Here is a 22599-nt window from a genome sequence, read left to right as displayed (position 1 = left end):
GTGGTTTCTGCAATCATGAGCAGCTTTTTCAAGCGTTCTCTGTTGCCTCTGGCAGTGCTGGCCTGCGCGCCTGCGGTTCTTCCCGCTATCCCGTTTGCGCATGCGGACGAGGGGATGTGGACAATGGACCATCTGCCCGTGGAACTGATGAAGCAACGCTACGGCTTTACCCCCACGCCAGCATGGACAGAGCGCGTGACAAAAGCCTCCGCCCGTCTGGCGCTGGGGTGCTCGGCGTCCTTCGTCTCCGCCGACGGGCTGGTGATGACCAACCACCATTGTGCCAATGAATGTCTCCAGCAGCTTTCCGGGAAAGGCAAAAATTATTTTCAGGATGGCTACAGCGCCAAAAGTCCTGCGGATGAACAGCGCTGCCCGGCCATGGAGCTGAACCAGCTCGACAGCATTACGGACGTGACGGAGCGGATGCAGACGGCGCTGCGCGGCAAGGATGGCGCTGCCTACACCACGGCCCGTCAGGCTGAAGAAAGCGCTATTGAAAAAGACTGCGCCAAGGATGACCCCACCAAATGGCGCTGCGATGTGATCAGCCTGTATCACGGTGGCCGGACCGCTCTGTACCGTTATCGCCGCTATCAGGACGTGCGCATGGTCATGGCGCCGGACCAGAACGCGGCCTTCTTTGGCGGGGACCCGGATAACTTCAACTTCCCCCGCTATGACCTCGATATGGCGTTCCTGCGCGTTTATGAAAACGGCAAGCCTGCCAAGGTTGACGCCTTCCTGCCGTTTGACGCCGCAGGTCCGAAGGAAGGGGAACTGGTCTTTACCTCTGGTAATCCGGGCTCCACGGAGCGGGAAGTGCCGCTGGCTGATCTGGAATTTTCCAGAAACGTGACCGTGCCGTTTATTGTTGACAATTATTCCGCGCTGGATGGAGCACTCTGGCAGTACAGCCGGGAAAACGCCGCGCATCATCAGGAAGCGCAGGAGCGGATTTTCGGGATTGAAAACAGTCTGAAAGTCTATCGCGGCCGCGTGGATGTTCTGGCTGACCCCAAATTGCTGGATGCCAAGGCAAAGAGCGAAGCCAGCCTGCGGGACTGGATTAACGCCGACCCCAAACGCAAGGAAGCCTATGGTGATCCGTGGGCGAAAAACGCGGAGGCTCTGGCCGTCAAGAAGCGGATTTTCAAACCCTATGTGATGCTGGAAGGCTCTTTTGGGATTCAGGGCGAGCTGTTCCAGTATGCCAAATTGCTGGTGCGTGCCGCGAATGAACGCCAGAAGCCGGATGCGGAACGTCTGACGGCCTACCATGATGCCCGTCTGCCTGCGCTGGAAGCAGAGCTTGGCTCGACGGCTCCGGTCTATCCGGATCTTGAAAAAACCGAACTCGCCTTTTCTCTTTCCAAGCTGCGGCAGGTGCTGGGTGCGGATGATGATATGGTGAAGCTGGTTCTGGGCAAGGCCTCCCCGGATGATCTGGCGGAAACGCTGGTGAAAGGCACGAAGCTGGCCGACCCGAAGGTGCGTCTGGCTCTGTGGAAAGGCGGCGCGGACGCTGTCGCGGCCTCCAAAGACCCGATGATCGTGCTGGCTCGCAGCCTCGAGCCGCACACCCGCGCCCTGCGCAAGCAGATGGATGATGACGTGGCGGCTCCCTCCCGTCAGGCAACGGAAGCGATGGCCAAGGCGCGTTTTGAGCGGGATGGTGTCTCGTCCTACCCGGATGCCACATTTACGCAGCGTCTATCCTTCGGGCAGGTTAAAGGCTGGGATGAAAACGGAAAAGCTGTTCCGGCCTTTACCTATTTCTCTGGCCTGTATGACCGCGCAACCGGGTCCGACCCCTTCAAGCTCACCAAGCCCTGGCTGGATGCCAAAGCGCATGTGAATATGAAGACGCCGTATGATTTTGTCTCCACAAATGACATTATCGGCGGCAATTCAGGCTCCCCGGTGATCAACTCTGAAGGCCATGCTGTGGGGCTGATTTTTGACGGTAATATCCACTCTCTGGGTGGGGATTTCTATTATGATGAAAGCACGAACCGCGCTGTTGCGGTTGATACCGCTGCCATCATGGAAGCGCTGAAAGTGGTTTATAAAAATCAGGCGCTGGCGAAGGAATTGTCTCAGGGGCATCTCTGAGTCCTGAAACGCTTCTGATAAGGTCCGGCGTGTAAAACGCCGGATTGCGCAGCGGAAAATGATTTGTGAAACAGGCTCGCGGGACAACGGTTCTGCGGGCCTTTTTTATGTCCTGTTTGCGGTGCCCGCCGCCGGATCGCGGGAATGGGACGACATAAAACCGTAACATGTGCCATTCTTTTCCCGTCAGATGACTGTACAGTATGGTGCAGCAACATCAGAGACGATGGCCACGTGCCAGCAAGGCCAATGCAGGCGGGCGTGGCGCAGACAGGGAGAATGGGTGTGACGACGGCGCAGAATAAAAAAACAGGCCAATCAGCCAGAGCCAGAGTGCCCGCCCGCAGACGTGCACCGGCCGCCAGCCGGGCCAGCAAAAAGCCGGCCCAGAAAAAGGTGACGCTGGAAATGCCCGAGCGGTTTATCAACCGGGAACTCTCATGGCTGGCCTTTAACCAGCGCGTGGTGGAAGAGGCGGATAACCCCCGCAACCCGCTGCTGGAACGCCTGCGCTTTCTGTCCATCAGCGCCAGCAATCTGGATGAATTTTATTCTGTGCGTGTAGCCGGGCTGGTCGGGCAGGTGCGGGAAGGGCTGGTCGCTCTCTCACCGGATGGCCTTACTCCGGCCCAGCAGCTTGATGCGGTGCGTGAACGCTGCGCCCAGCTCCTGCGTGAACAGCAGCGTATCTGGGTGGAACTGCGCGGCCTGCTGGCGGAAGAAGGCGTGGTTCTGTGTGAACCGGCTGATCTGGATGAAGCCGACCGCACATGGCTGCATGCCTGCTTTATGGACCGTGTGTTCCCGGTTCTGACGCCGCTTGCGGTGGACCCGGCGCATCCGCTGCCCTTTATCCCCAACATGGGGCTGGCACTCGGCCTGCGCCTGCTACTGGCGGAAAACGGGGCCTTCGCCATGAACGCGCTTATCCTGCTGCCTGCGCAGGTGGAGCGGTTTATCCGCCTGCCGGGCAAGGAGGGGGCAGAGAATAATGCCGTCCGCTTTATCCGTCTGGAAGATCTGATCACGCTGTGCATGGACCAGCTTTTCCCCGGCCTTGTGGTGGGGGAAAGCGGGATGCTGCGCGTGGTGCGTGATACCGATGTGGAATTTGAGGATGAGGCCGAAGACCTCGTCCGCTCCTATGAAAGTGCGCTCAAACGCCGCCGCCGTGGGGTGGTGATCCATCTGGATATGGAAAAGCGCGTGCCGACCGAACTGGCGGACGCCATTGCCTCCGGTCTGGACCTGCCATCGGAAGAAATTGCCGTCCATTCCGGCATGATTGGCGTGGTGGACCTCAAGCAGATGATTGTGGATGACCGCCCCGATCTGCTGTTCCCGCCCTATACGCCGCGCTTCCCGGAACGGATTCTGGATTTCAACGGGGATTGTTTTGCTGCCATCCGCGCGAAGGACCTGCTGGTCCATCACCCGTTTGAAAGTTTTGATGTTGTTGTGCAGTTCCTGCGTCAGGCCGCACTCGACCCGAACGTGATTGCCATCAAGCAGACGCTCTACCGGACCTCCCGCGATTCCCCCATCGTAAAGGCGCTGATTGAAGCCGCCGAGGCCGGGAAGTCCGTGACGGCCATGGTGGAACTGCGCGCACGGTTTGATGAAGAAGCCAATATCCGCCTTGCCCGCGCGCTGGAAGCCGCCGGGGTGCAGGTGGTGTTTGGGTTTGCGGACCTGAAAACCCACGCCAAGCTGAGCCTTGTGGTGCGGCGTGAGGGGAATCAGGTGCGGTCCTACGCGCATTTTGGCACGGGCAACTACCACCCGATTACCGCCAAAATTTATACGGACCTCTCCTTTTTTACCTGCAAGCCGGAACTGGCGCGGGATTCCGCCCGCCTGTTCAACTACGTGACCGGCTACGCCATGCCCGCCAGAATGGAAGCTATTTCTTTCTCCCCCATCACCATCCGCAGCACCCTGCGGGAACTGATTGAGGAAGAAATGGCCCACGTTAAAGCCGGGCGTCCGGGCACGATCTGGCTGAAGATGAATGCGCTGGTGGACCCGGACCTGATCGACTGCCTCTATCGTGCTTCCTGCGCCGGGGTCAGGATTGTTGGCGTAATCCGGGGGATCTGCTGCCTGCGTCCGGGTGTGCCGGGTCTCTCTGAGAATATCCGCATCAAATCGGTTGTCGGGCGTTTTCTGGAACATTCGCGTATTTTCGCGTTTGGCAACGGCCACCGTCTGCCGTCCCGTTATGCCAAGGTTTATCTGTCTTCAGCAGACTGGATGACGCGCAATATGGACTGGCGGGTGGAAAGCATGGTGCCCGTTACCAACCCGACGGTGCATGCCCAGATGCTGGGGCAGATCATGGTCTCCAATATCAAAGACAACCTGCAATCCTGGGGGCTGGAAACCAGCGGCACGTGGCGCAGACTGTCACCGGGAGCGCGGCCGTTCTCGGCGCATGAATGGTTCATGACGCATCCCTCACTCTCGGGCCGGGGCTCCGCCGCGCATGAAACGCCTCTGCGCGCACCGGCCTCTCTGCCCACGTCCAAAGACCTGATGTTTGATGACTGACCTCAGCCAGTGGTGCGGGAAAATCAGAAAGCGTGTTTTCGGCGTCTGTTCCCGGTTTTCGTGAATGCGTTTCGGGAGTAGAGTGCCGCCCATGCAGACTGATATGCCGCGCCGCTCGGCCGTTGTTGATCTTGGGTCCAATTCTGTGCGCCTCGTGGTGTTCGAGGGCATATCACGCAACCCCGTGCCTATTTTTAATGAAAAGGCGGTGTTGCGTCTGGGCCGCGGGCTGACCGCCACAGGCAAGCTGAATGAAGAAGGCGTGCAGATGGCGATGGAAGTGCTGAGCCGCTTCCACGCCATTGCGCGCGCCATGAACGCGGACCCGTTTGAAATTCTGGCCACCGCTGCGGTGCGTGATGCGCTGAACGGCCCGGAATTTGTGGAAGCCCTGCGCAGAAACATGCCGGGCGTGCCCATCCGCATCCTGAGCGGGGAAGAGGAGGCTGACCACTCCGCGATTGGCGTGATGTGCGGCATCCCCCGCGCCAATGGTCTGGTGGCCGATGTTGGGGGGGGGTCACTGGAACTGATCCACCTGACGGAAGACGGGCGGCATGACGCCAATACCCTGCCGCTCGGCGTAATCCGCCTGAGTGACCGTGCGAAAGGCGACCTTGAAGTGGCCCGCACGCTGGCGGACGAGGATATCGGGGCCGTCAAATGGCTGCCTCAGGTCAAAGGCAGCACGCTGTATCTGGTGGGCGGGGCGTTCCGTGCGCTGGCGCGCCTGCACATTGCCCGCATGCAGTATCCACTGAACATTGTGCATTATTATACTCTGGGGCTGGAAGAAGCGCGGGAGATGACAGGCTGGCTGCTGCACGCGCCGCGCCGTGGTCTGGAGCGCCTGCCCGGAGCCCCCAAAAAACGTCTGGATGATGTGCCGTTTGCGGCCACCGTGCTGCGCAGGCTGCTGCGTAAGGTGCAGCCTGACCGGGTGGTGTTCTGCGTGGATGGTCTGCGGGAGGGGTGGTACATGCTCAATGTCGCCCCGGACTGCCTGCCGCAGGACCCGATGGATGTTGTGGCGCGGGATATGTGTGCCCGGCTGGGACGGAGCAATACGCTGCCGGATGTCTTGTGCCGCTGGACAGATGGCCTTCTGCCCAAGGAAACACCGCAGGAGCAGCATCTGCGGCGCATTGCCTGCATCCTCTCTGATGTCGGCAGCCACGATCACCCGGAATACCGGGCAGAGCAGACCTACTGGCGTATTCTGCGTATGCAGGGTGTGGGGTTTGACCATGAGGCCCGGGCCTGGCTCTCACTGGCGCTGGCCGTGCGCTACGCCGCGGATACGACTGTCGAGTTTCTGGCAACCTCCCGCACGCTGCTGAGCGAGGCCGCATGGCGGCGCGCCATTGTGCTGGGGCAGGCCTTGCGGCTGGCTTATTCGCTCTCCGGCGGCACGGCCGTTTTGCTGGATGGCACGGCGTTGCTGTGGCAGCGCAAGGAGCTGGTGCTCAAGCTGGTGTCCTCGCGCGTGGCCGTGCGGGGGGAAACAGTGGGGCGCGGACTTGCCAGACTGGGGCAGGCGCTGGATGTGCCAACGCGCTTTGAGGCTGATCTGGAAGCCTGATTTCCCGGCGGTTGCCTGTTTTCTCTCAGGAGCAGATGTGTGCAGGGGGCAGAGCATAGAGGCTCTGCGCGCCCCGGCAGTGCTATGGGGCTGGACAATCCGCCGCGTTCTGGGCACCTTAATTTTTAGACATCTGCCGCGGATGAGGGATTTATGACCGGAAGTCAGGGGAAAAAATCACGTGTCTTCTGATGAGATTGTCGACCCGACTGTGCAGAATGATGCGTCCATAAAGCGCGTCCTGCTGCATCTGGTTCTGCCCTTTGGCGCGCTGGTGCTGGTTGTGGGGGCCATTGCCGCTATTGGCCTGCATTCCTATCGCTCCACGCGGGCGGGCGTTGTGGCGCTGACGCATGAATTGCTGGGCGCTGTGCAGCAGAACATTTCTCAGGAAGTGTCAGACTACATTATGCCCGCCATGGCCGGGAATATCATCGCCAGCGGGATGATTACGCATGCGCCGCCGCAGGTGGCTGACCGGGTGTTCAATTCCTACGGTGCGGCCATGCTGCAAAGCGTGCCGCAGTTACAGTCCTTTTATCTGGGGGATGAAGACGGGCATTTCCGTCTGATTACCCGCGGGCCGGATGGTAAAAATCAGGAACGCACCGCCTTTGAGCTGCACGATGGCAAACAGGTCTATCACCGCGAGTTTTATACGGATGATGGTGTAAAAACCGGCGAGGAATATACCGACGCAACCGGATATGCCCCCCGGAAACGCCCATGGTACACCAATACGGAGGGCAAGACGGACACGCAGTGGACGCAGCCGTATCTGTTTGCCACGGCGCGCCAGTTTGTGATGACAAGCTCCCTGCGGTTTAAGGGTTCAAACGGGCATACCTATGTGTTTGCTACCAATATTTCTCTCAATGAACTCAGCACCTTTCTTGACCATCTGAAAGTCGGCAAAACCGGCAACGCTATTATTCTGGACAGCAAGGGCCGGGTCATTGCGGGGCGTAACATCATGCAGCAGGCGGAAGCTGCGGGATGGGACCCCAACAAGATGGTGCTGGACCCCAAGACGCACCCGGTTTTTGCCCGCGGGTATGACCATTACCGCGTGCGGGGGTTCGGGCCACGCAGTTTTGAGCTGAATGGCAAACGCTACGTCACCATTGCGTCCCCGCTGAAAAATTCAGCAGAGGGCTGGATTTTGCTTCTGTCCGCCCCGGAGAGTGATTTTGCAAACTTTGCCCGGCAGAGCAGCCAGCAGAGCTTGCAGTTTGCAGGCATTATTATTGTGTTCTCTCTGGTGCTGGCCGGGTTTCTGGTGCGGCAGGTCCGGCGGTCAGAACGGGTGGCCCGCAAACTGGGGCAGCAGGGCGCGCAGATTGCGCATGAAACCGCAGCCGTGCAGCAGGTTGCCGCCACCCCCCGCCTGTTTGACCCGGCTGCCGAACCACTGGTGCTAACAGAGCAGCTTGTGCACATCACGGATGCGCGCCGGGCCAGCATCTGGCGGTTGCTGCACGATGGTGCGGCGATGATCTGCGAGGATTCGTATGATCAGAAACAGGATGCCCATTCCGGTGGTTTTGAAATGTCGCGCGCCGATCTGGGCGACCTGTTTGAAACCATTGAAGCCGGGGACGTGCTAACGGTTGAGAATGCCGCCACGGATGAACGCACCCGGCAGTTTGAACGCCTCGTGATGCGGGAACTGGGCACCAGAATGCTCGCGATCTACCCCATTCACGGCCCGAAAGGGATTATGGGCGGGCTGGTGCTGGAAGATGCGCACATGGCGCCGCATCTGCTGTATTTTGTAGACCTTATGGCCTCCATCGCCGGGATCAGGCTGGCGGAAACCGCGGATGATGCCGGGACGCATGCTCTGGCCGCTGAGGATATTCCGGGCACTGCGGCATCCGCCACGCCGCTGCCTGCGCCGCGTTATGATAATATGCTGATGCAGGCGCCGCAGGTGGCAGGTGTCAGCACGTCAGGCATTTATCCGTCCGTTGCGGTGCTGGTGATCACGTTTTCTGACCCGGTTGTGGATGGTGAGGCGGAAACCCAGAGTCTGCTCCAGTTGATTAATGCCCTGGCAACCGATGTGCAGCGCATTTCCAGAGAGCGCGGCCTGTTTGCGGTGGAGGTGGCAGGGCACCGGATGATCTGCATGGCGGGTTGTACGGTTGAGGAAGACCCCACAGCCATTATCCGCATTGCCGATGCCGCGCTGACCATGCGCGAGACATTCATGGCAACACTGGCGGCCGCTAATCTTGAGCCGGTTTTTGCCATGGGGCTGGACTATGGCGCGGCCTTTGGTGGCGCTGTGGGTGAAGACCCAAAAGTGTTCAACCTGTGGGGGCAGACGGTCTCGCTCGCGGAACTGATGGCGCAGGGCGCGAGTGATGGCGGCACCATTCAGGTGACGGACCGCGTGTATCAGGCGTTGCGTGACAGATATCTGTTCCGCTCTCGCGGGTCCTTCTTTGCGCCGCATCTGGGGCTGGGCCGCGCTTATATTCTGGCGGCACGCCGATGAGTGGCAGCAGCGAACCACGTAATCCGGGGGAAGAGCGGGACCCGATTCTGGAGGCGGATGCCGCCAGCCACCCCCAGCACCGGCCAAAACTGACGCTGCGTGAATGGGCGCGGGAAAAACTGGCATGGCTGGGGCGGCTGACCCGGCGGCAGATCCGCTTTTTCCTGATTATGCTCGGGGCAAGCTGGGGCGTTATTTTTGAAAGTTTCCGCGCCCATTCCTGGCGGCGGACCGTGCGGTTTGAATTTGCCTCCACCATGCGCAGCGTGATTGGCGGCGGTCTGATTGCCACCCTGTTTGCGGGGACGCTGACAGGTGTGGCCGCCGTCTCCCAGACCATTTACTGGCTTGGTCTGGCGGGGATGGCCAAAATGACTGGCACCATTCTGATTGATGTCGTCATTCGGGAAATTGCGCCCATTCTGGTTGGTATTCTGCTGCTGGGCCGCAACGGTATGCTCTCCGTAACGGAGCTGGGGCTGCTGACAACCGGCGGAGAAATCCGCTCCATGCAGGCGCAGGGGCTGGACCCGTTTCTGCTGCTGGTCATGCCCCGGACGCTGGCCTTTACCGTTGGCGGCTTTACGCTGGGGATTCTGTTTTCTTTCGCGGCTCTTGTCACGGGCTACGTTATCAGCCGGATTTCCGGCGTGGTGACAAATCCGGTCTGGACGTTTCTGTATGATGTGATCACAGCCATGTCCCGCGCGGATTATCTGGTGATTCCGCTCAAATTCGTCACGGTTGGGTTTGTTGTGGGGCTGGGCGGCTGCCTGACGGGGCTGACCGCCACAAATGAGGACAATCTGCGCACGCTTCTGCCGCGCGGCTTCTCACGCGGTATGCTGATTGTGATGGCTGTCAGCGTGCTGTTCAGTCTGGATCTGTAAGCTCATGGATACACGTATCGCAGGCCCGCTGCTGGAACTGAACAAGGCTGTTCCCTCTTTTGAGGAAAGTGGCCTGCCGCCCGTGCCCTTCAGCATGAAGCTGATGCCCGGTGACTGTATGGTGGTTGAAGCGCGCTCCACTTCCCGCGCCACCATGTTTGCGGATCTGTGCTGCGGGCTGGTGCCTCTGGATGATGGCGCCGTCAGGTTCATGGGGCTGGACTGGGCAGATCTGCATGACAGGGAGCTTAACGCCCTGCGCGGCCGCATCGGGCGCATGACCCGCCGGGCAAGCTGGCCAGAGTTTCTGAACACACATCTTGCGATTACCCTCCAGCAACTGCACCATACATCCCGCCCGCTGGATGAAATTGTGGCGGAAGCGGCAAGGCTTGGGGAACTGTTCGGTCTGCCCGGCCTGCCAGTGCTGCGGCCCAGCATGTTGTCCGATGTGGATCTGCTGCGGGCCGGGTGTGTGCGGGCGTTTCTCGGGCGGCCCCGCCTGCTGCTTCTGGAAGACCCGCTGGAAGGAAGCCCCGTGGACCTGCAAAATCCGTTTCTCAGTGCAATAACGGATGCGCGGGACAGGGGCGCAGGTGTTATCTGGCTGGTGCGTAATAATGCCATATGGCAGGGCTACCGGCAGGGGATAACGAGTATATGGCGCCTGGCTGATGACGGGCTTGTAGAAATACGGACGGCATAATGTTCCAGATCCGCTTAAGACAGAAAATCAAACCTCTCATTTCCCTCCGCTATGCGGATGAATGGGTCGGGTTCCTTGTCCTTCTCAGCGTGGTGCTGTTTGCCGGCGCCGTGGTGGAAGCTGGTGTGCTGCAAAACTGGCTGACACCGCCCGCGCGCCTGCATGTCACGCTGCCTGCTTCGGGCGTGGGTGGTCTGACGGTGGGGAGTGATGTGCAGCTATTGGGCACCCATGCCGGAACCATCCGCGCCGTGAAACTCAACCCCTCGGGTGATATGTATGCGCTGGTGGATCTGGACCCGCAGGCCAAGCCCTTTATCCGGCGGGACAGTACAGCCATTATCCGTAAGCAGTTTATTGTCACAGGATCATCTTATCTGGAACTCAGCCGAGGGCATGGCGAGGCAATGGACTGGAGCTATGCGGTGCTCAGCGCCACACCTGCCCCCAACCCGGCGGACCAGATTACCGCGACACTCAATGATATTCAGGCGCAGATCATGCCCGCCATTGCCAGTGCCCGCCACATGATGGCCGAACTGGACGCCACCATGACCGACATGCACGCAGGCAAGGGGACGGTGGGCCAGTTGCTGACGAATGATGAACTGCTCAAGCAGGCGCAGGCGGCAGCGGTTTCTCTGAACACCGTCATTGACCGACTGAAGCCGATTGAGCAGCAGGTTTCCGGGATTATGACCAAAACGGACGGCACCATGAACAACCTGCGCTCTGCCTCGCATGATCTGAAAGGCGCGACCCCGCATCTGCCCGCGATTGCTGGCAGTGTGGAGGCCAGCACGGCAGATCTGCCAGCCCTGCTGGCACAGGCGCAGACCACCCTGTACGGGCTGGAAAAGCTGACAGACCAGCTCCGGGGGGTGTGGCTGCTGGGCGGGCAGAAAACCACCAGAAAAAACCGTCTTGCCCCCCGGCAGGTGCGGCCATGAAGCGCGTTGCCGCACTCACCCTGCTAGCCCCCCTGCTTCTGGCCGGATGCGGTGGCGGGGCGGTGGAAGCCCCGTCCGCGCGGGATGACGCCGCGTGGGATCAGGCCATGACAGCGGGTCAGGATTCCTTTGAACTCGGCCGGTACAGCGTGGCGATAACCCAGTATCGTCGGGCAGCGGATCTGGCGCTGTTGCGGGATGATGGGGTGGCTGCGGCAGAGGCAGGGTATGATCTGGCCGTGGCGCAACTGGCGGGGGATGATCCGGCGGCTGCGGTTAAAACCGTGCAGACAACCCGGCAAGCGGCCGCTTTGCGCGGGCAGACTGCACAGCCTGAGTTTGACCTGATTGAAGCGGCGGCCCGCTACCGTCTGTGGCAATATCCTCAGGCCGTCACGCTGGCTTCCGGCGGTATGAACGCGGCGGATCGCGCTTATGCCGCGCGCTCGGCCCTTGTACTGGGGCTGGCGGCGGATGCCGGGCAGGATAGAACGGCTTTCCAGAAAGCGCTGACCTATTTCAATGCGCTGAAGCCGCCGCTTTCCCGCACGGAGCAGGCGGATAAGGCGGAAATTCAGGCGCGCGCCGTACTGGCCTCCAGCCCCGTGCAGGCAGAGCAGCTTGCGGAGCAGGCGGCCACTTTGCGGCGGGATGAAGCCTCTTACCGTGATATGGCGCGGGCGCTGGCTCTGGCCGGGCAGGCGGCCGACCGCAGCGGGGACCACCAGAAAGCGGCCAGTTTCTGGGCGCGGGCCGCACAGAGTGCGTCCATGCAGGCCAAGTCCGCCAATACGGCAGATGCTGCAACGGTGACGCAGGGGGAAACGCTGCTGCGTGGCGGGGCAACATCCGCGCAGGGGGATGCGGCGGAATGGGCGCATCTGGCAGGCGGGGTCTCCCTCCATCCGTTTGCGGAGCCCAAAGCGCAATAAGAAAAATCGCTGCAAAGTGATGCGGATTTGTCATGCGTAAATGATAGGCGCACGCGGTTCTGCGGGCGTGTATCACCGTCTGACGGCAGGGTCGCGCGGCATGGCGGCCTTTCAGATCAGAAGGTCAGACATGAAAAGCTTATTCCGCCATCTTAAGGAAAAGCGTGAGGCGAAACTTACGGCGCGGTATAACCGGCTGGATGATACGCCTCTTGAGGATACCGGCAAGACGGGCAAAAAATCCCACTTCACGACAAAAGAAGCCATCCGCCGGTTTCGCACGCATGCACTGGTGGAGGAAAAGGCCCACCGGGATGTCGTGCGCGTCGGGCTTTCAGATAGTGTCTGGACGGACCTGTACCACCACGCTCTGACGGCAAGCTGGCCGTCTTTTGTGTATTGGTCGGTTATTTCCTACTTTCTGATCAATCTGTTCTTTGCCCTGCTCTATCTGGTCGCACCGGGGCAGGTGACGGGTGATAGCCAGCACACGCTGCTCTCCCTGTTCTTCTTCAGTGTGCAGACGCTGTCCACCGTGGGCTATGGCGGCATGGTGCCTGTCGGGCCGTATGCCAACGTGATTGTCACGTTTGAAGTGCTGATTGGCATGATGATCAATGCGCTGGCAACGGGTGTTGTGTTCGCCCGTTTTGCCCGCCCCCGGGCGCGCATCATGTTCAGCAACAAAGCTGTTATCAGTAATGAAAATGGTATCCCGGCACTGTGTATCCGCATTGCCAATATGCGGCTGAGCGTCATTTTATCCGTGGATGTGGAAGTCTCGCTCTCCCGGCTGGTGCTGAGTGAAAACGGGCATCTGGTCCGGCAGTTTGATCAGCTTTTACTGGTGCAGTCTCATGTGCCGGTGCTGCGGTTTGCATTTGTCATGGCGCATGTGATCGGCCCGGAAAGTCCGCTGCACGGCAAGAGCATGGCGGAGCTTGAGAAGGAAGAGGCCGAAATTGTCGTGACCGTGACCGGCACGGACGAGGCTCTGGGTCAGACTGTTTTTGCCAGAACGGCGTATCGGTTTGACCATGTGCATCATAATCACCGGTTTGTGGATATCGTTCTTTCCCGTCCAGACGGGAAAATCGCCGTGGATTACACGCGCTTTCATGATATTGAGCAACACTGACGCACTGACGCACTGACGCACTGACACACTGACACACGGACGCTCGGATACACTGATACTCTGGGAATAGTTTGGCCGTTCTGTGGGCGTCAGGCCGCGCGGGGCAGATGGAAGCGGCGGCTCGTGTCCAGAAAGGTCACGTTATCCGCCAGTTCCCGCGTCATGACTTCCAGACTGCCGACGGCGCGGGTCAGGTCCATCTGTAAGGACAGGTTTGGCTCCCATAACGCTGCCGGGCGCAGCAGGGCGAGGGCCTGTGCGGCTTTTTCCGCAGGGCGAGTGCTGTTGCCTCGCAGGGTTGCAATGCTGTGCAGAACATCCTGCAACAGGTGTGTCTGCTCCGGTGAGAGCACCTGATGTGCCAGCACATGCTGAATACGCAGCACCAGCAGCCCGACCGTCATAATCCCCATGGCACCGGCCAGATAGGCTTCCGTCAGCGCATCAGGCTGGACACCGGCATGGTGGATAATCTGCGCAATTCGTCCGCAGGAGCGCGCCATCCATTCGGCGGGCGTAAAGGCGCTTTTTTGTGCAGCCAGCCTGCGTAAATCACGCACCAGTCTGCGGCGGAGCCGCCAGCGTTCGGCCGCCGGGTCAAACGGCAGAACCAGCCGGAAGGCCCACACGCCCAGCGCAATGCCAAGAACAACGGCGGGCGTGGTGTTAAACCAGACAATTTCATTCAGGCGGGTGTGGTTCGCGGGTCCCACCATAAACGGCATGAAATTGTTATAGGCTGCGGCAGTTCCAATGGAGTTTGGGGCACGCAGGGCTAATCCGCCAATCAGCATGGGGAAGAACAGGGAGGCCAGAAGTGTTTCATTACTGGCCTGTTCCGGCAGCACAAAGAACACCAGCAACCACGATACCGCGGCAGCCCAGACCGCGCCCCTTAAAAAACCGCTTGAGGCAAGAACAGGATTTTCAAAAGAGGAAAAGCGGGTGCTGGTGACAGCCACAAACATGGCGAGCGTAGATCCGTCCGGCCACGCCGTGACCTCCCAGATCAAACCCCCAACGCAGATCCCCACGGCAGCTCGCAAGCCATTATTGATGGCCAGAACGGGGTCTTTTTCAATATGCTGGGCAAAGCGGAAATGGTCTTTTGTGCCGGGTTCCAGCGTTGCAAGAAAATGCTGCACCGCTTCATCCAGTTCCAGAATCAGCTTGGCAAGCGCTGTTTCCAGAATACGGCTTTCCAGCAGGTCCCGCATCAGTTGTTCGGAACTGTTGCGGTGGGATCTGGCCTGTTCAAAAAGGATCAGCGTGTCCGTTGCGGTTTGCAGGCAGTTGGTGCGGGTGTGGTACAGGTCCGCCCGGATCTGTCGGGCGGCCGCAACCAGATCGGTCTCGGTCGTCAGGCGTTCAGGGGTGGTTTTCAGGATCTGCGCAAAGTCTGAAAGTGATTTTTCAAAAGTTTCAGGCAGCGGGGCCGCCGCCTGCATATGGATATGCAGGCTCAGCCCACGGGCCAGAAAGGTGGAAATGCTCGCCAGAACCGCGCGGGCGTGGTCCCCAATATGGGCGTGCGGGCCGATCTCAATTTCACTGAACTCGATCTGATCCGCGAGAGACGGAATACTGCCGATCAGCGCGCGGGAGCGGAACAGCCCATCTTTTTCTCCCAGTAGCAGTCCCGTCATGCTCAGGCAGGCTCCGCTTAACGCTTCCTGCATCCGGCCGCGGATTTCCTCATGCGCAACAGTTTGCAGCCGTGGGGCAAACAGCCCTGCCAGCGTGCTCTCACACACAATACCCAGCGTGATGTAGGTGGTGCGGGACATGGCGATCATGAAGACATTGTCGGGCTGGTTGGCCCCGCTCAGCACGATGATGGTGCAGGTGAAAGCCACCAGAACCAGTGCGTAGGAGCGGAAGTTGCGCAAAAACGTCGCCTCGGCGCAGCAGGCACCGGCCCCCAGCGCCAGTAGCGGGAAGAGCAGCCACGGCTCCTGCGGAAAGGCCGCCAGAAAGGCAATCCCGGCTATGGCGCCAATACATGTGCCAATCAGCCGCCATTTGGCTTTGGACATGCTTTGCCCGCGTGAGTTCTGGGCCACAATCCATGTTGTCATGGCGGCCCATTGCGGGCTGTCCAGTTCCATCCATAGAGCGAGGCTGAGGGCCAGCAGGGCGGCAAAGGTTGTGCGCAGAGCAAAACCGAGATTGGCCGGGGAGGGGGCAATCAGCCATGCAAGGGGCGCTTTTTCTGAAAGACCAGCACGGCCCAGAGAGGTTCTGGCAGCCCACGCATGAATATGCTGTGCGAGGCGATCAGACAAAGAAGACACAGACACGGGCCAGAAATTCCTCCAGAACCCGTGTTATAACATGAAGGCGGCAGCCCGGTACATCTTAAAATTATTTTTCAGAAAGCGGCAGAATGAAGGATTTATGCCGCCTTGTAAGGCTTGGACGCATCAAGGAACACGGCATTGGCTTCCAGCTCGTGCGAGACCACAATCAGGTAGGCAATGGCGCGGGTCAGTTCGATGCGGGTGGTGATGTTCGGTTCCATGGCCTCAATGCGGCGCAGCGTGTTGGTGGCAATGCGCGCGCTCTGGGCCGTCCGGCCATATTTGCCGGTAAAGCGGCTCATGCGCTTCATCACCACTTCAATCGGCCTGCGGGCAGCAGGCGGAATCTGGTCGCGTTGCAGCAGGTTGCGCAGGCGGATGATGTTCAGACCAATGGTCATGGCAGCCAGTGTGCCCTGCAGGCAGCCCTCAATGGTGGGGGAGGGCGTGGGGCCTGCGTGGCGGATCAGCCGGGCAAAGCGGTCAATATTCCGGCCAATCCAGTTCTGGTTCAGCGGGATGGGTTCGGCGGATGCCAGCGTGCGCAGGTCACGCAGCAGCGTGCGGCGCATGCGCCAGCGTTCCGCTGCACTGCTGAACGGCATAACCGCCCGGAACATAATGACGGCAAACGCCACGCCGAGCAGAATGGCGGCCGTGCTGTTGAACCAGGCAATTTCGTCCTCACGCCCCTGATTGAAGGGGTGCACAAAATTGGGCAGCAGCAGTGTGTAGGCTGCCGCATGCAGGGCCGTCCCGGCGTTCCGGCTGGCCAGTCCGCCTGCGATCATGGGGATCGTGAGGGAGGCCACCAGCATTTCATAGGTTTCCTGTGTGGGGAGCACCACAAACACAAGAAAGAAGGACACGAGGGCCGCCCACAGGCTGCCGACCATAAACTGGGTGGTGGCCACCACCGGATTTTCCCGCGTGGCGAACAGACCGCACACAATGGCGACAAAGGTGATGAAGCCAAGGCCCGCAGGCCATGCCGTGACTTCCCACACCAGTCCGGCCGATGTGATGGCGACGGTCGCGCGCAGCCCGTTATAAAAGGCTTCCCGCTTGTCCACATGTGACTGCAGGCGGAAGTGGAAGTGGTCCCCGCGGATAAAATGCTGACTGGCATCATATTCCCGGATCGCCTGTTCCAGTTCCCCCAGCAGTTCATCAAGCGCGTTGTGCAGAATACGGCCGTCCAGCAGGGCCTGAATTTCCGGGTTATCCTGCACCCGGACCTGCTGCATGCTGATTTCAGTCGTCAGGGCATCCACAATCTGCTGGCGACATTCCCCGCGCAGCAGGCGCAGATCTTCCAGCAGATGCTGGACGGTATCATCATTTTCAAGCTGCGGTGGCAGGCTGGTCAGAAAGGTGCTGACTCTGGCCGCCGTGGCGCGGAAAACCGGCTGGTCCGTATCCACATATTGCAGACGCACCGCCATACCCAGACCACGGGAGAGCAGGACGGACACCGCAGCCAGTGCTGCGCGGGCGTGGTCCCCCTCATGCCCGTGCGGACCCATTTCCACTTCTGAGAATTCAATCTGGTCATTGATTGACAGAATGGGGCCGAACATGGCGCGTGAGCGCACCAGAGCTTCCTCATCCCCCGAGAGCAGGCTGGAGACCGAGGCCGAGACATTGCCCAGCGCGGTGCGCAGTTTGTCACGAATATTGCGTCGCGCCATATCCGCCAGATTGTGGGCGAACAGACCAGCCAGAACGCTCTCACACGTAATGCCCAGCACAATATAGGTTGCGCGGGACATGGCTGTCATAAACACGTTGGCGGGGTTGGGAATGGCCCCGATGGCAATAATGGCGCAGGTATACCCCGCCAGCACCAGCGCATAGGAGCGGAAGTTTCTGACAACTGTCGCCAGTGTGCAGCACACCCCGACCCAGATCCCGAGTGCCGGGAAAAACAGCCACGCCTGCTGGATGAAGGCGGAAATCAGCGTGATGGACATCACCACGCCAATGGCGGTCCCCACCAGTCGCCATTTTGCTTTGGAAATACTTTCCCCGCGTGAGCCCTGCGCCACAATCCAGACGGTCATGGAGGCCCATTGCGGATCATCCAGTTCCATCCACAGCGCAATAATCAGGGCGATCAGTGCGGCGGCTGTGGTGCGTACGGCAAAGCCAAGTGCGGGCAGGGAGGGCGCAAACAGCCAGCGGAGGCGGCCGCTCTGCTGCTCACCGGGGCGGCGGAGCGGACGCAGGTGGCGCAAAGGCCCGATGCGGTCAAGGAGGAAGACGGGAAGACTGGGCAAAGGAGCTACTTTTTTGGCTGCGGCTGTTCAAAGCGTTTCAGTCTTTCAAAGTAGCCCGATTCCCTGAATTTTCCTTGAGGTGTCAGACGCATATCAGCTATCGGTCCATCTCAGCAGGGTGCCCGGACGATAAGAAAGGCAGTTATTGATCTCGCACATGACTGCTATTTGGTCCATGATCATCTTGAGTGATGCCCGCCTGACATTGCGCAGGACCTGCATGCAGGCATAAATGGAAAAGCAGAGAGGCTTTACATGTCCGATTTCTTTCAGAACCTTGTTGGGAAAGTTGAAGGCGCGCTGGGCGTCAGCCTTCAGGGAGAAATGCAGCAGCAGCTCCAGAAACTGCTTCAGCCTGAAACACTACAGAACATCCTGACGCAGGCTGATCAGGCCGGTCTGGGTGACAAGGTTCGTTCATGGATCAGCCAGGGCACCAATGTCCCGGCCACAGCGGATGAGATCCGTGATATTCTGGGCAGCGGCACGGTGCATGATCTGGTGCAGCGGACGGGCCTGCCGGCTGATGCCGTTCTGACCACGCTGGCGCATTTCCTGCCGCAGGCGGTGGACAAAAAGACGCCGGACGGCACGCTCCCCCCGGCCGAACCGACAAAAGAAGCCTGAGCTTTTCCCCGCACCCGGCTGGTCGTCCGGCCGGGTGCGCAGCTTTGCCGTAAAGATGGCAAACTTGCAGGATTGAAAGGTGCATCCGCCCGGACAATCCGTTATGCTCCCTGTATGACCCTAGGTGAGCGCATCACACGTGTGGATAGCTGGTTGCTGGACGAAATTTGTCAGCCTCTGGCGGACAGGCTGCCTGAACGCATGCCTGCACTGGAAGTCGGCATGAGTTGCCAGCTTGGCTCCCTGCTGTTTTCTGCGGTTTCCATTATCGCCGTCTTCGTCATTGGCGGGATGGAAGATATTTCCAACATGATGTTCAACGTGCTGGTCTGGGGCCTGTGCATCACGTTCTTTATCGGCCTGAACCGTATGCGTGTGCTCGTGCAGCCCGGCAGGCCCAACCCGCTGCGCTACATGCTGGTGGGGGTGCGGCTGGTTTCCATCCCGTTTACCGCTTACGTGCTTTATCAGGCGTATGATGCGCCTGCGCCGTTCCAGTTGCCGATGTGGTTTAATGCGTTGTCCAACATCGTCTTTGTGGTGGGGCTGTATTTTATTTCCTGCCAGCCCCGGCCACCCCAGCGCCGTGCGCGGGAGGATATCTGGGCGCGTCAGTCGCTCCGTGAAGTTGGGAATAGCTGATCAGAACACCGCATTTACGGCAAACTGCGGGGCGACCTTAATCCCTGTATTATGTCCGGCGTAATAAACGGCGGCTCCGGCAATAATCCCCCAGCGCGGGTTCCAGTTATATTCCACGGCTGGCGCAATCTGCCAGTCGGTTGAGGCCGCACTGATCTTGTTGATCCGTGTGCCCGCAGCGTTCCATCCTTTAACGTGTGAACCGTTGCCCCAGTCCCGTGCCAGATCCATCGCCAGAACCCAGCGCTGATTAAGGCCATATTCCAGAGAAAAGCCGGTCTGGCCGCTCATGCCCGGACGCCCGGTGCCGTGAAAGCCTGCGGAGGTGCCATAAGTGGTGGCATCATGCAGGCGCGCACTGGTTAAAGCACGCCGCCACCAGTTCCAGACGCGCAGGCGCAGGGCATGGTGGCCGGGCAGGGTGTAGGTGGACTGGCTGGTGATGGCCATGCGGAAGACGTAAGCGCCTGTCCCCGTACCATCCTGTGTGGTGCGCAGGCGGGAGTAAGCCCCCGTTGGCATGACAACGCCTGCAAACAGGTTCAGGTCCGGGATGAAGCGCCTAGGGTCGGGGTGGAGAAACCGCCAGATGAAATCAACCGGAAAATCCCCAAATTGCGGACCGTGGGAATGGCCAGCCGCATGTTTCCACCCATAGCTGACGACGGTATGCGCCTGAATGCTGATATCATCCGTAATGCCGTATTTCCACAAAGTGGAATTACTGAAGCTTTGCTGCCGTGGATGGAGCGGGTGACTGGTGCCGTTTGAGGCAAAGCTGCCAACAGGCTGACTGTAGGTATAGTACGGTTCCACCCCGAGATCCCCCGCGTGCGATTTGGCACCAGAGGGAGACACCAGAGACCCTGTGTACCACTGTGCCGCCTGCACAGGCCGGAGCGGGAGGTGGGTAAAGACTGATCCGACCAGCGCTGCGTAAAAAAGACGGGAGCAGCGTGGGCGTGACACTCTGACCATAACCTTAAAAAGCACCTCTTTTTTTGAACTTTGACGGGACAAAGCCAGCAAATCCCCCTGAAATCAACAACAGGAGGTGGATTTTTTAGAAGAATTTTTGTGAGTTATTGAAAGACTGTGAGTTTTCTGCGGCGTCTGGAGAAATTTTATTTCATTTCGTATTATTATCGAACATCTCTTGTTACGATTATTCATCTATTTCATGGAGTCTTCTTTGTGTGAAAGAATTCATGAGATGGGGCCGGTCTGGTCTTCAAATATTGCTGGCAGTAGCGTAGAAACCGGCAAAATAGTGGCAGAAAACCAGAACAGGGAACAACGGAATGGCTATTGGGACGCAGCCGGTCAACACCAGACGGCGGACTTATGCCATTCTGATAGCTCTTGTTCTTGGTGTGGTGAGCGGGCTTTTTATTCATACGCTCTCACCCGCTGTTATTCATTTTGCCGAGCAGGCCGCAACGCTCATGACGGGGCTGTTCCTGCGGCTGATCAAAATGGTTATTGCACCGCTGGTCTTTGCCACGCTGGTCAGCGGTATTGGCAAGCTGGGGGATGACAGTCAGGTGTTCCGCATCGGCGGTAAGATCCTGCTGTGGTTCATCAGTATGTCTTTCGTCTCACTGCTGATCGGCCTGCTGGCGGGGAATATCCTCCAGCCGGGTAAGGGGTTTGAACCTCCGGCGGTGGAAGATCTGGCTGGTCTGAAGCACCCCTTCCAGCCGGTGGATTTTATGCTGCATATCGTGCCGACCAGCGTTCTGGACGCCATGTCCCGCAATGATATCCTCCAGATTGTCGTGTTTTCCGTGCTGTTTGGTCTCGCGCTCCCTGCGGCGGGTAAGGCCGGAAAGACCATGCTCGGCTGGACGGAAGAACTGGGGCACATCATGCTGCGGATGACGGATATCGTCATGCTGCTGGCCCCCATGGCCGTTTTTGGCTCCGTGATGGGCAGCATCGCCCATAGTGGCGGCGGGATGCTGATCCAGTATAGCCGCTTTCTGGTGGAGTTTTACGGCACCATTCTGGTGCTGTGGGTTGTGCTGACAACACTGGCATTTCTGGTGCTGGGCCGCCGGATTAAAGACCTGATCCGTGAACTGGTTCAGCCGCTTATTCTGGGTTACGCCACAGCCAGTAGTGAATCCGTGTATCCGCTCCTGCTGGAAAAGCTGGAGAATTTTGGCGTGCCCACCCGTATCAGCGGTTTTGTTCTGCCGCTGGGCTACAGCTTTAATCTGGACGGCTCCATCCTGTTCCAGAGCTTTGGTGCGCTTTTTATCGCGCAGGTGTATGATATTCACCTGTCCGCCATGCAGCAGTTTACCATGGTGCTGGTCATGATGCTGAGCAGCAAAGGCATTGCCGGTGTGCCGCGCGCCTCCATTGTGACACTGGTCGCGGTGCTGCCGCAGTTCGGCTTGCCAGAAGCAGGGATTACCCTGATCCTCGGTATTGACCATTTCCTCGATATGGCCCGCACGGCCACTAACGTGCTGGGCAACGGTTACGCCGCTGCTATTTCCGCCAAATGGGAAGGGGTGCTGTCGGACGGATCGACGGAGGACAGGCTGTAAGAGGCAGGCGTCTGGTATTGCCTGCGCCCTGCTTCTCCGGCAGGTCTTATCGTCAGACTAAAAATGAACAATGGACTGTTGGGGACGAGCGCCTATGACACTGACACAGGATTTCTCCGTCATTGCTGCCATCACCGCGTTCTGGCTGGTGGCCATGATTGTGCCCGGACTGGACTTCCTGCTCGTGACACGTCTTGCCGTCATGAAGGGGCGGCCAGCCGCCTTGCAGGCCACCTTCGGGATAGCCTCAGGCGTTGCTGTCTGGGGAGTTGCAGGGTTTTTTGGTATTCGCGCGCTCTTTATTGCCGCCCCATGGCTTTATCTGGCGCTTAAAATTGGCGGCGGACTGTACCTGATGACCGTCGGGGCAAAATTGCTGATGAGTAGCTGGAAAAATGAGGGGGAGGCTGGCACGGCGTCTCTCACCACGGACCAGCGCTCTAACAGCTTTTTTGCAGGGTTTCTGACAAACCTGCTTAACCCCAAAGCGCCGATTTTTGTCTCAAGTCTGTTTGCGGCCTCCATGCCTCAGCATGCGTCAATTTATCTGGGGCTGACCTGCGTGGCAGCAATGTTTGTGACGTGCCCCCCGAAAATGTAACCATTTTAAAGTAGAGTCCGATCGAGAAGGATACGGACGAATGAAACGCAGTCGTTTTACGGAAGAGCAGATCATAGGGGTGCTGAAGGAACAGGAGGCTGGGCTCAAGGTCTCTGATCTTTGCCGCAAACACGGGATCAGTGATGCGACGTTTTACAAATGGAAGACCCGCTATGGTGGCCTTGAGGTATCTGAGGCCAAACGACTGAAGGCCTTGGAAGATGAA

Annotated in this window: 17 protein-coding genes; 14 read left to right on the top strand and 3 right to left on the bottom strand. The window is 59.2% G+C overall.

Annotated elements, in window-relative coordinates; translation table 11 throughout:
- Window positions 1–15 precede the first annotated feature (15 nt).
- The 9 genes from KP699_RS12820 to KP699_RS12780 all read left to right on the top strand — a co-directional run bounded on the left by KP699_RS12820 (window position 16) and on the right by KP699_RS12780 (window position 13366).
- The gene (locus KP699_RS12820; protein ID WP_215762897.1) at window positions 16–2115 is read left to right on the top strand and encodes a S46 family peptidase; all 2100 of its coding nucleotides are present in this window, start codon (window positions 16–18) and stop codon (window positions 2113–2115) included.
- Window positions 2116–2394: 279 nt separating this feature from the next.
- Window positions 2395–4665, top strand: coding sequence for an RNA degradosome polyphosphate kinase (locus KP699_RS12815; protein ID WP_215762896.1), 2271 nt, complete (start codon window positions 2395–2397; stop codon window positions 4663–4665).
- 91 nt (window positions 4666–4756) lie between these two features.
- On the top strand, window positions 4757–6247 hold the full coding sequence (locus KP699_RS12810; protein ID WP_212354660.1) for a Ppx/GppA family phosphatase: 1491 nt from the start codon (window positions 4757–4759) through the stop codon (window positions 6245–6247).
- A gap of 181 nt (window positions 6248–6428) precedes the next feature.
- Window positions 6429–8750, top strand: a complete 2322-nt coding sequence (locus KP699_RS12805; protein ID WP_215762895.1) for an adenylate/guanylate cyclase domain-containing protein — start codon at window positions 6429–6431, stop codon at window positions 8748–8750.
- A complete protein-coding gene (locus KP699_RS12800) occupies window positions 8747–9640 on the top strand; it encodes an ABC transporter permease (protein WP_077930163.1) in 894 nt (297 codons plus the stop codon). The genes KP699_RS12805 and KP699_RS12800 overlap by 4 nt, the downstream gene beginning before the upstream one ends.
- A gap of 4 nt (window positions 9641–9644) precedes the next feature.
- Complete coding sequence (locus KP699_RS12795; RefSeq protein ID WP_077930162.1) at window positions 9645–10346, top strand: ABC transporter ATP-binding protein; 702 nt, start codon at window positions 9645–9647, stop codon at window positions 10344–10346.
- Entirely contained in the window at window positions 10346–11296 is a 951-nt protein-coding gene (locus KP699_RS12790; protein ID WP_215762894.1) for an MlaD family protein, read from the top strand. Before KP699_RS12795 ends, KP699_RS12790 begins: the two co-directional genes overlap by 1 nt.
- Window positions 11293–12228: a hypothetical protein gene (locus KP699_RS12785; protein WP_215762893.1), complete on the top strand. Its 936-nt coding sequence runs from the start codon at window positions 11293–11295 to the stop codon at window positions 12226–12228. Before KP699_RS12790 ends, KP699_RS12785 begins: the two co-directional genes overlap by 4 nt.
- Before the next feature lie 130 nt (window positions 12229–12358).
- Complete coding sequence (locus KP699_RS12780) at window positions 12359–13366, top strand: ion channel (protein ID WP_086655404.1); 1008 nt, start codon at window positions 12359–12361, stop codon at window positions 13364–13366.
- An 89-nt stretch (window positions 13367–13455) separates the two neighbouring features.
- Here KP699_RS12780 and KP699_RS12775 read toward each other — a convergent pair whose 3' ends face one another.
- Together KP699_RS12775 and KP699_RS12770 are read right to left on the bottom strand one after the other, a co-directional pair.
- Window positions 13456–15627 carry an FUSC family protein gene (locus KP699_RS12775; RefSeq protein WP_215762907.1) on the bottom strand — a complete coding sequence of 724 codons (2172 nt, stop codon included), beginning with the start codon at window positions 15625–15627 and terminating at the stop codon, window positions 13456–13458.
- 134 nt (window positions 15628–15761) lie between these two features.
- Window positions 15762–17945, bottom strand: coding sequence for an FUSC family protein (locus KP699_RS12770; RefSeq protein ID WP_212354666.1), 2184 nt, complete (start codon window positions 17943–17945; stop codon window positions 15762–15764).
- Window positions 17946–18200: 255 nt separating this feature from the next.
- Between KP699_RS12770 and KP699_RS12765 the strand changes: the two genes are divergently transcribed.
- Both KP699_RS12765 and KP699_RS12760 read left to right on the top strand, forming a co-directional pair.
- Window positions 18201–18572: a YidB family protein gene (locus KP699_RS12765; RefSeq protein WP_077930158.1), complete on the top strand. Its 372-nt coding sequence runs from the start codon at window positions 18201–18203 to the stop codon at window positions 18570–18572.
- A 114-nt stretch (window positions 18573–18686) separates the two neighbouring features.
- On the top strand, window positions 18687–19214 hold the full coding sequence (locus KP699_RS12760; protein WP_025827046.1) for a hypothetical protein: 528 nt from the start codon (window positions 18687–18689) through the stop codon (window positions 19212–19214).
- Here KP699_RS12760 and KP699_RS12755 read toward each other — a convergent pair whose 3' ends face one another.
- A complete protein-coding gene (locus tag KP699_RS12755) occupies window positions 19215–20144 on the bottom strand; it encodes a hypothetical protein (protein WP_249210800.1) in 930 nt (309 codons plus the stop codon).
- 371 nt (window positions 20145–20515) lie between these two features.
- On the opposite strand from KP699_RS12755, the gene KP699_RS12750 reads away from it, so the two are divergent.
- The 3 genes from KP699_RS12750 to KP699_RS12740 all read left to right on the top strand — a co-directional run.
- Window positions 20516–21772, top strand: a complete 1257-nt coding sequence (locus tag KP699_RS12750) for a dicarboxylate/amino acid:cation symporter (RefSeq protein WP_215762892.1) — start codon at window positions 20516–20518, stop codon at window positions 21770–21772.
- 94 nt (window positions 21773–21866) lie between these two features.
- Entirely contained in the window at window positions 21867–22373 is a 507-nt protein-coding gene (locus KP699_RS12745) for a LysE family translocator (protein WP_215762891.1), read from the top strand.
- A 40-nt stretch (window positions 22374–22413) separates the two neighbouring features.
- Window positions 22414–22599, top strand: a 186-nt coding sequence (locus KP699_RS12740) for a transposase (protein WP_215762890.1), incomplete at its 3' end; no start/stop codon positions are given.

Source organism: Acetobacter sp. P1H12_c, from assembly GCF_018811975.1.
Taxonomy (GTDB): domain Bacteria; phylum Pseudomonadota; class Alphaproteobacteria; order Acetobacterales; family Acetobacteraceae; genus Acetobacter; species Acetobacter persici.
This window is presented reverse-complemented; position numbering and strand designations above follow the sequence as displayed.

Excerpts from the sequence above, each read along its gene's own strand:
- KP699_RS12815 (WP_215762896.1), top strand. The coding sequence starts at position 2,395 with ATGGGTGTGACGACGGCGCAGAATAAAAAAACAGGCCAATCAGCCAGA.
- KP699_RS12820 (WP_215762897.1), top strand. The coding sequence starts at position 16 with ATGAGCAGCTTTTTCAAGCGTTCTCTGTTGCCTCTGGCAGTGCTGGCC.
- KP699_RS12790 (WP_215762894.1), top strand. The coding sequence starts at position 10,346 with ATGTTCCAGATCCGCTTAAGACAGAAAATCAAACCTCTCATTTCCCTC.
- KP699_RS12765 (WP_077930158.1), top strand. The coding sequence starts at position 18,201 with ATGTCCGATTTCTTTCAGAACCTTGTTGGGAAAGTTGAAGGCGCGCTG.
- KP699_RS12760 (WP_025827046.1), top strand. The coding sequence starts at position 18,687 with ATGACCCTAGGTGAGCGCATCACACGTGTGGATAGCTGGTTGCTGGAC.
- KP699_RS12750 (WP_215762892.1), top strand. The coding sequence starts at position 20,516 with ATGGCTATTGGGACGCAGCCGGTCAACACCAGACGGCGGACTTATGCC.
- KP699_RS12795 (WP_077930162.1), top strand. The coding sequence starts at position 9,645 with ATGGATACACGTATCGCAGGCCCGCTGCTGGAACTGAACAAGGCTGTT.
- KP699_RS12785 (WP_215762893.1), top strand. The coding sequence starts at position 11,293 with ATGAAGCGCGTTGCCGCACTCACCCTGCTAGCCCCCCTGCTTCTGGCC.
- KP699_RS12780 (WP_086655404.1), top strand. The coding sequence starts at position 12,359 with ATGAAAAGCTTATTCCGCCATCTTAAGGAAAAGCGTGAGGCGAAACTT.
- KP699_RS12800 (WP_077930163.1), top strand. The coding sequence starts at position 8,747 with ATGAGTGGCAGCAGCGAACCACGTAATCCGGGGGAAGAGCGGGACCCG.
- KP699_RS12745 (WP_215762891.1), top strand. The coding sequence starts at position 21,867 with ATGACACTGACACAGGATTTCTCCGTCATTGCTGCCATCACCGCGTTC.
- KP699_RS12810 (WP_212354660.1), top strand. The coding sequence starts at position 4,757 with ATGCAGACTGATATGCCGCGCCGCTCGGCCGTTGTTGATCTTGGGTCC.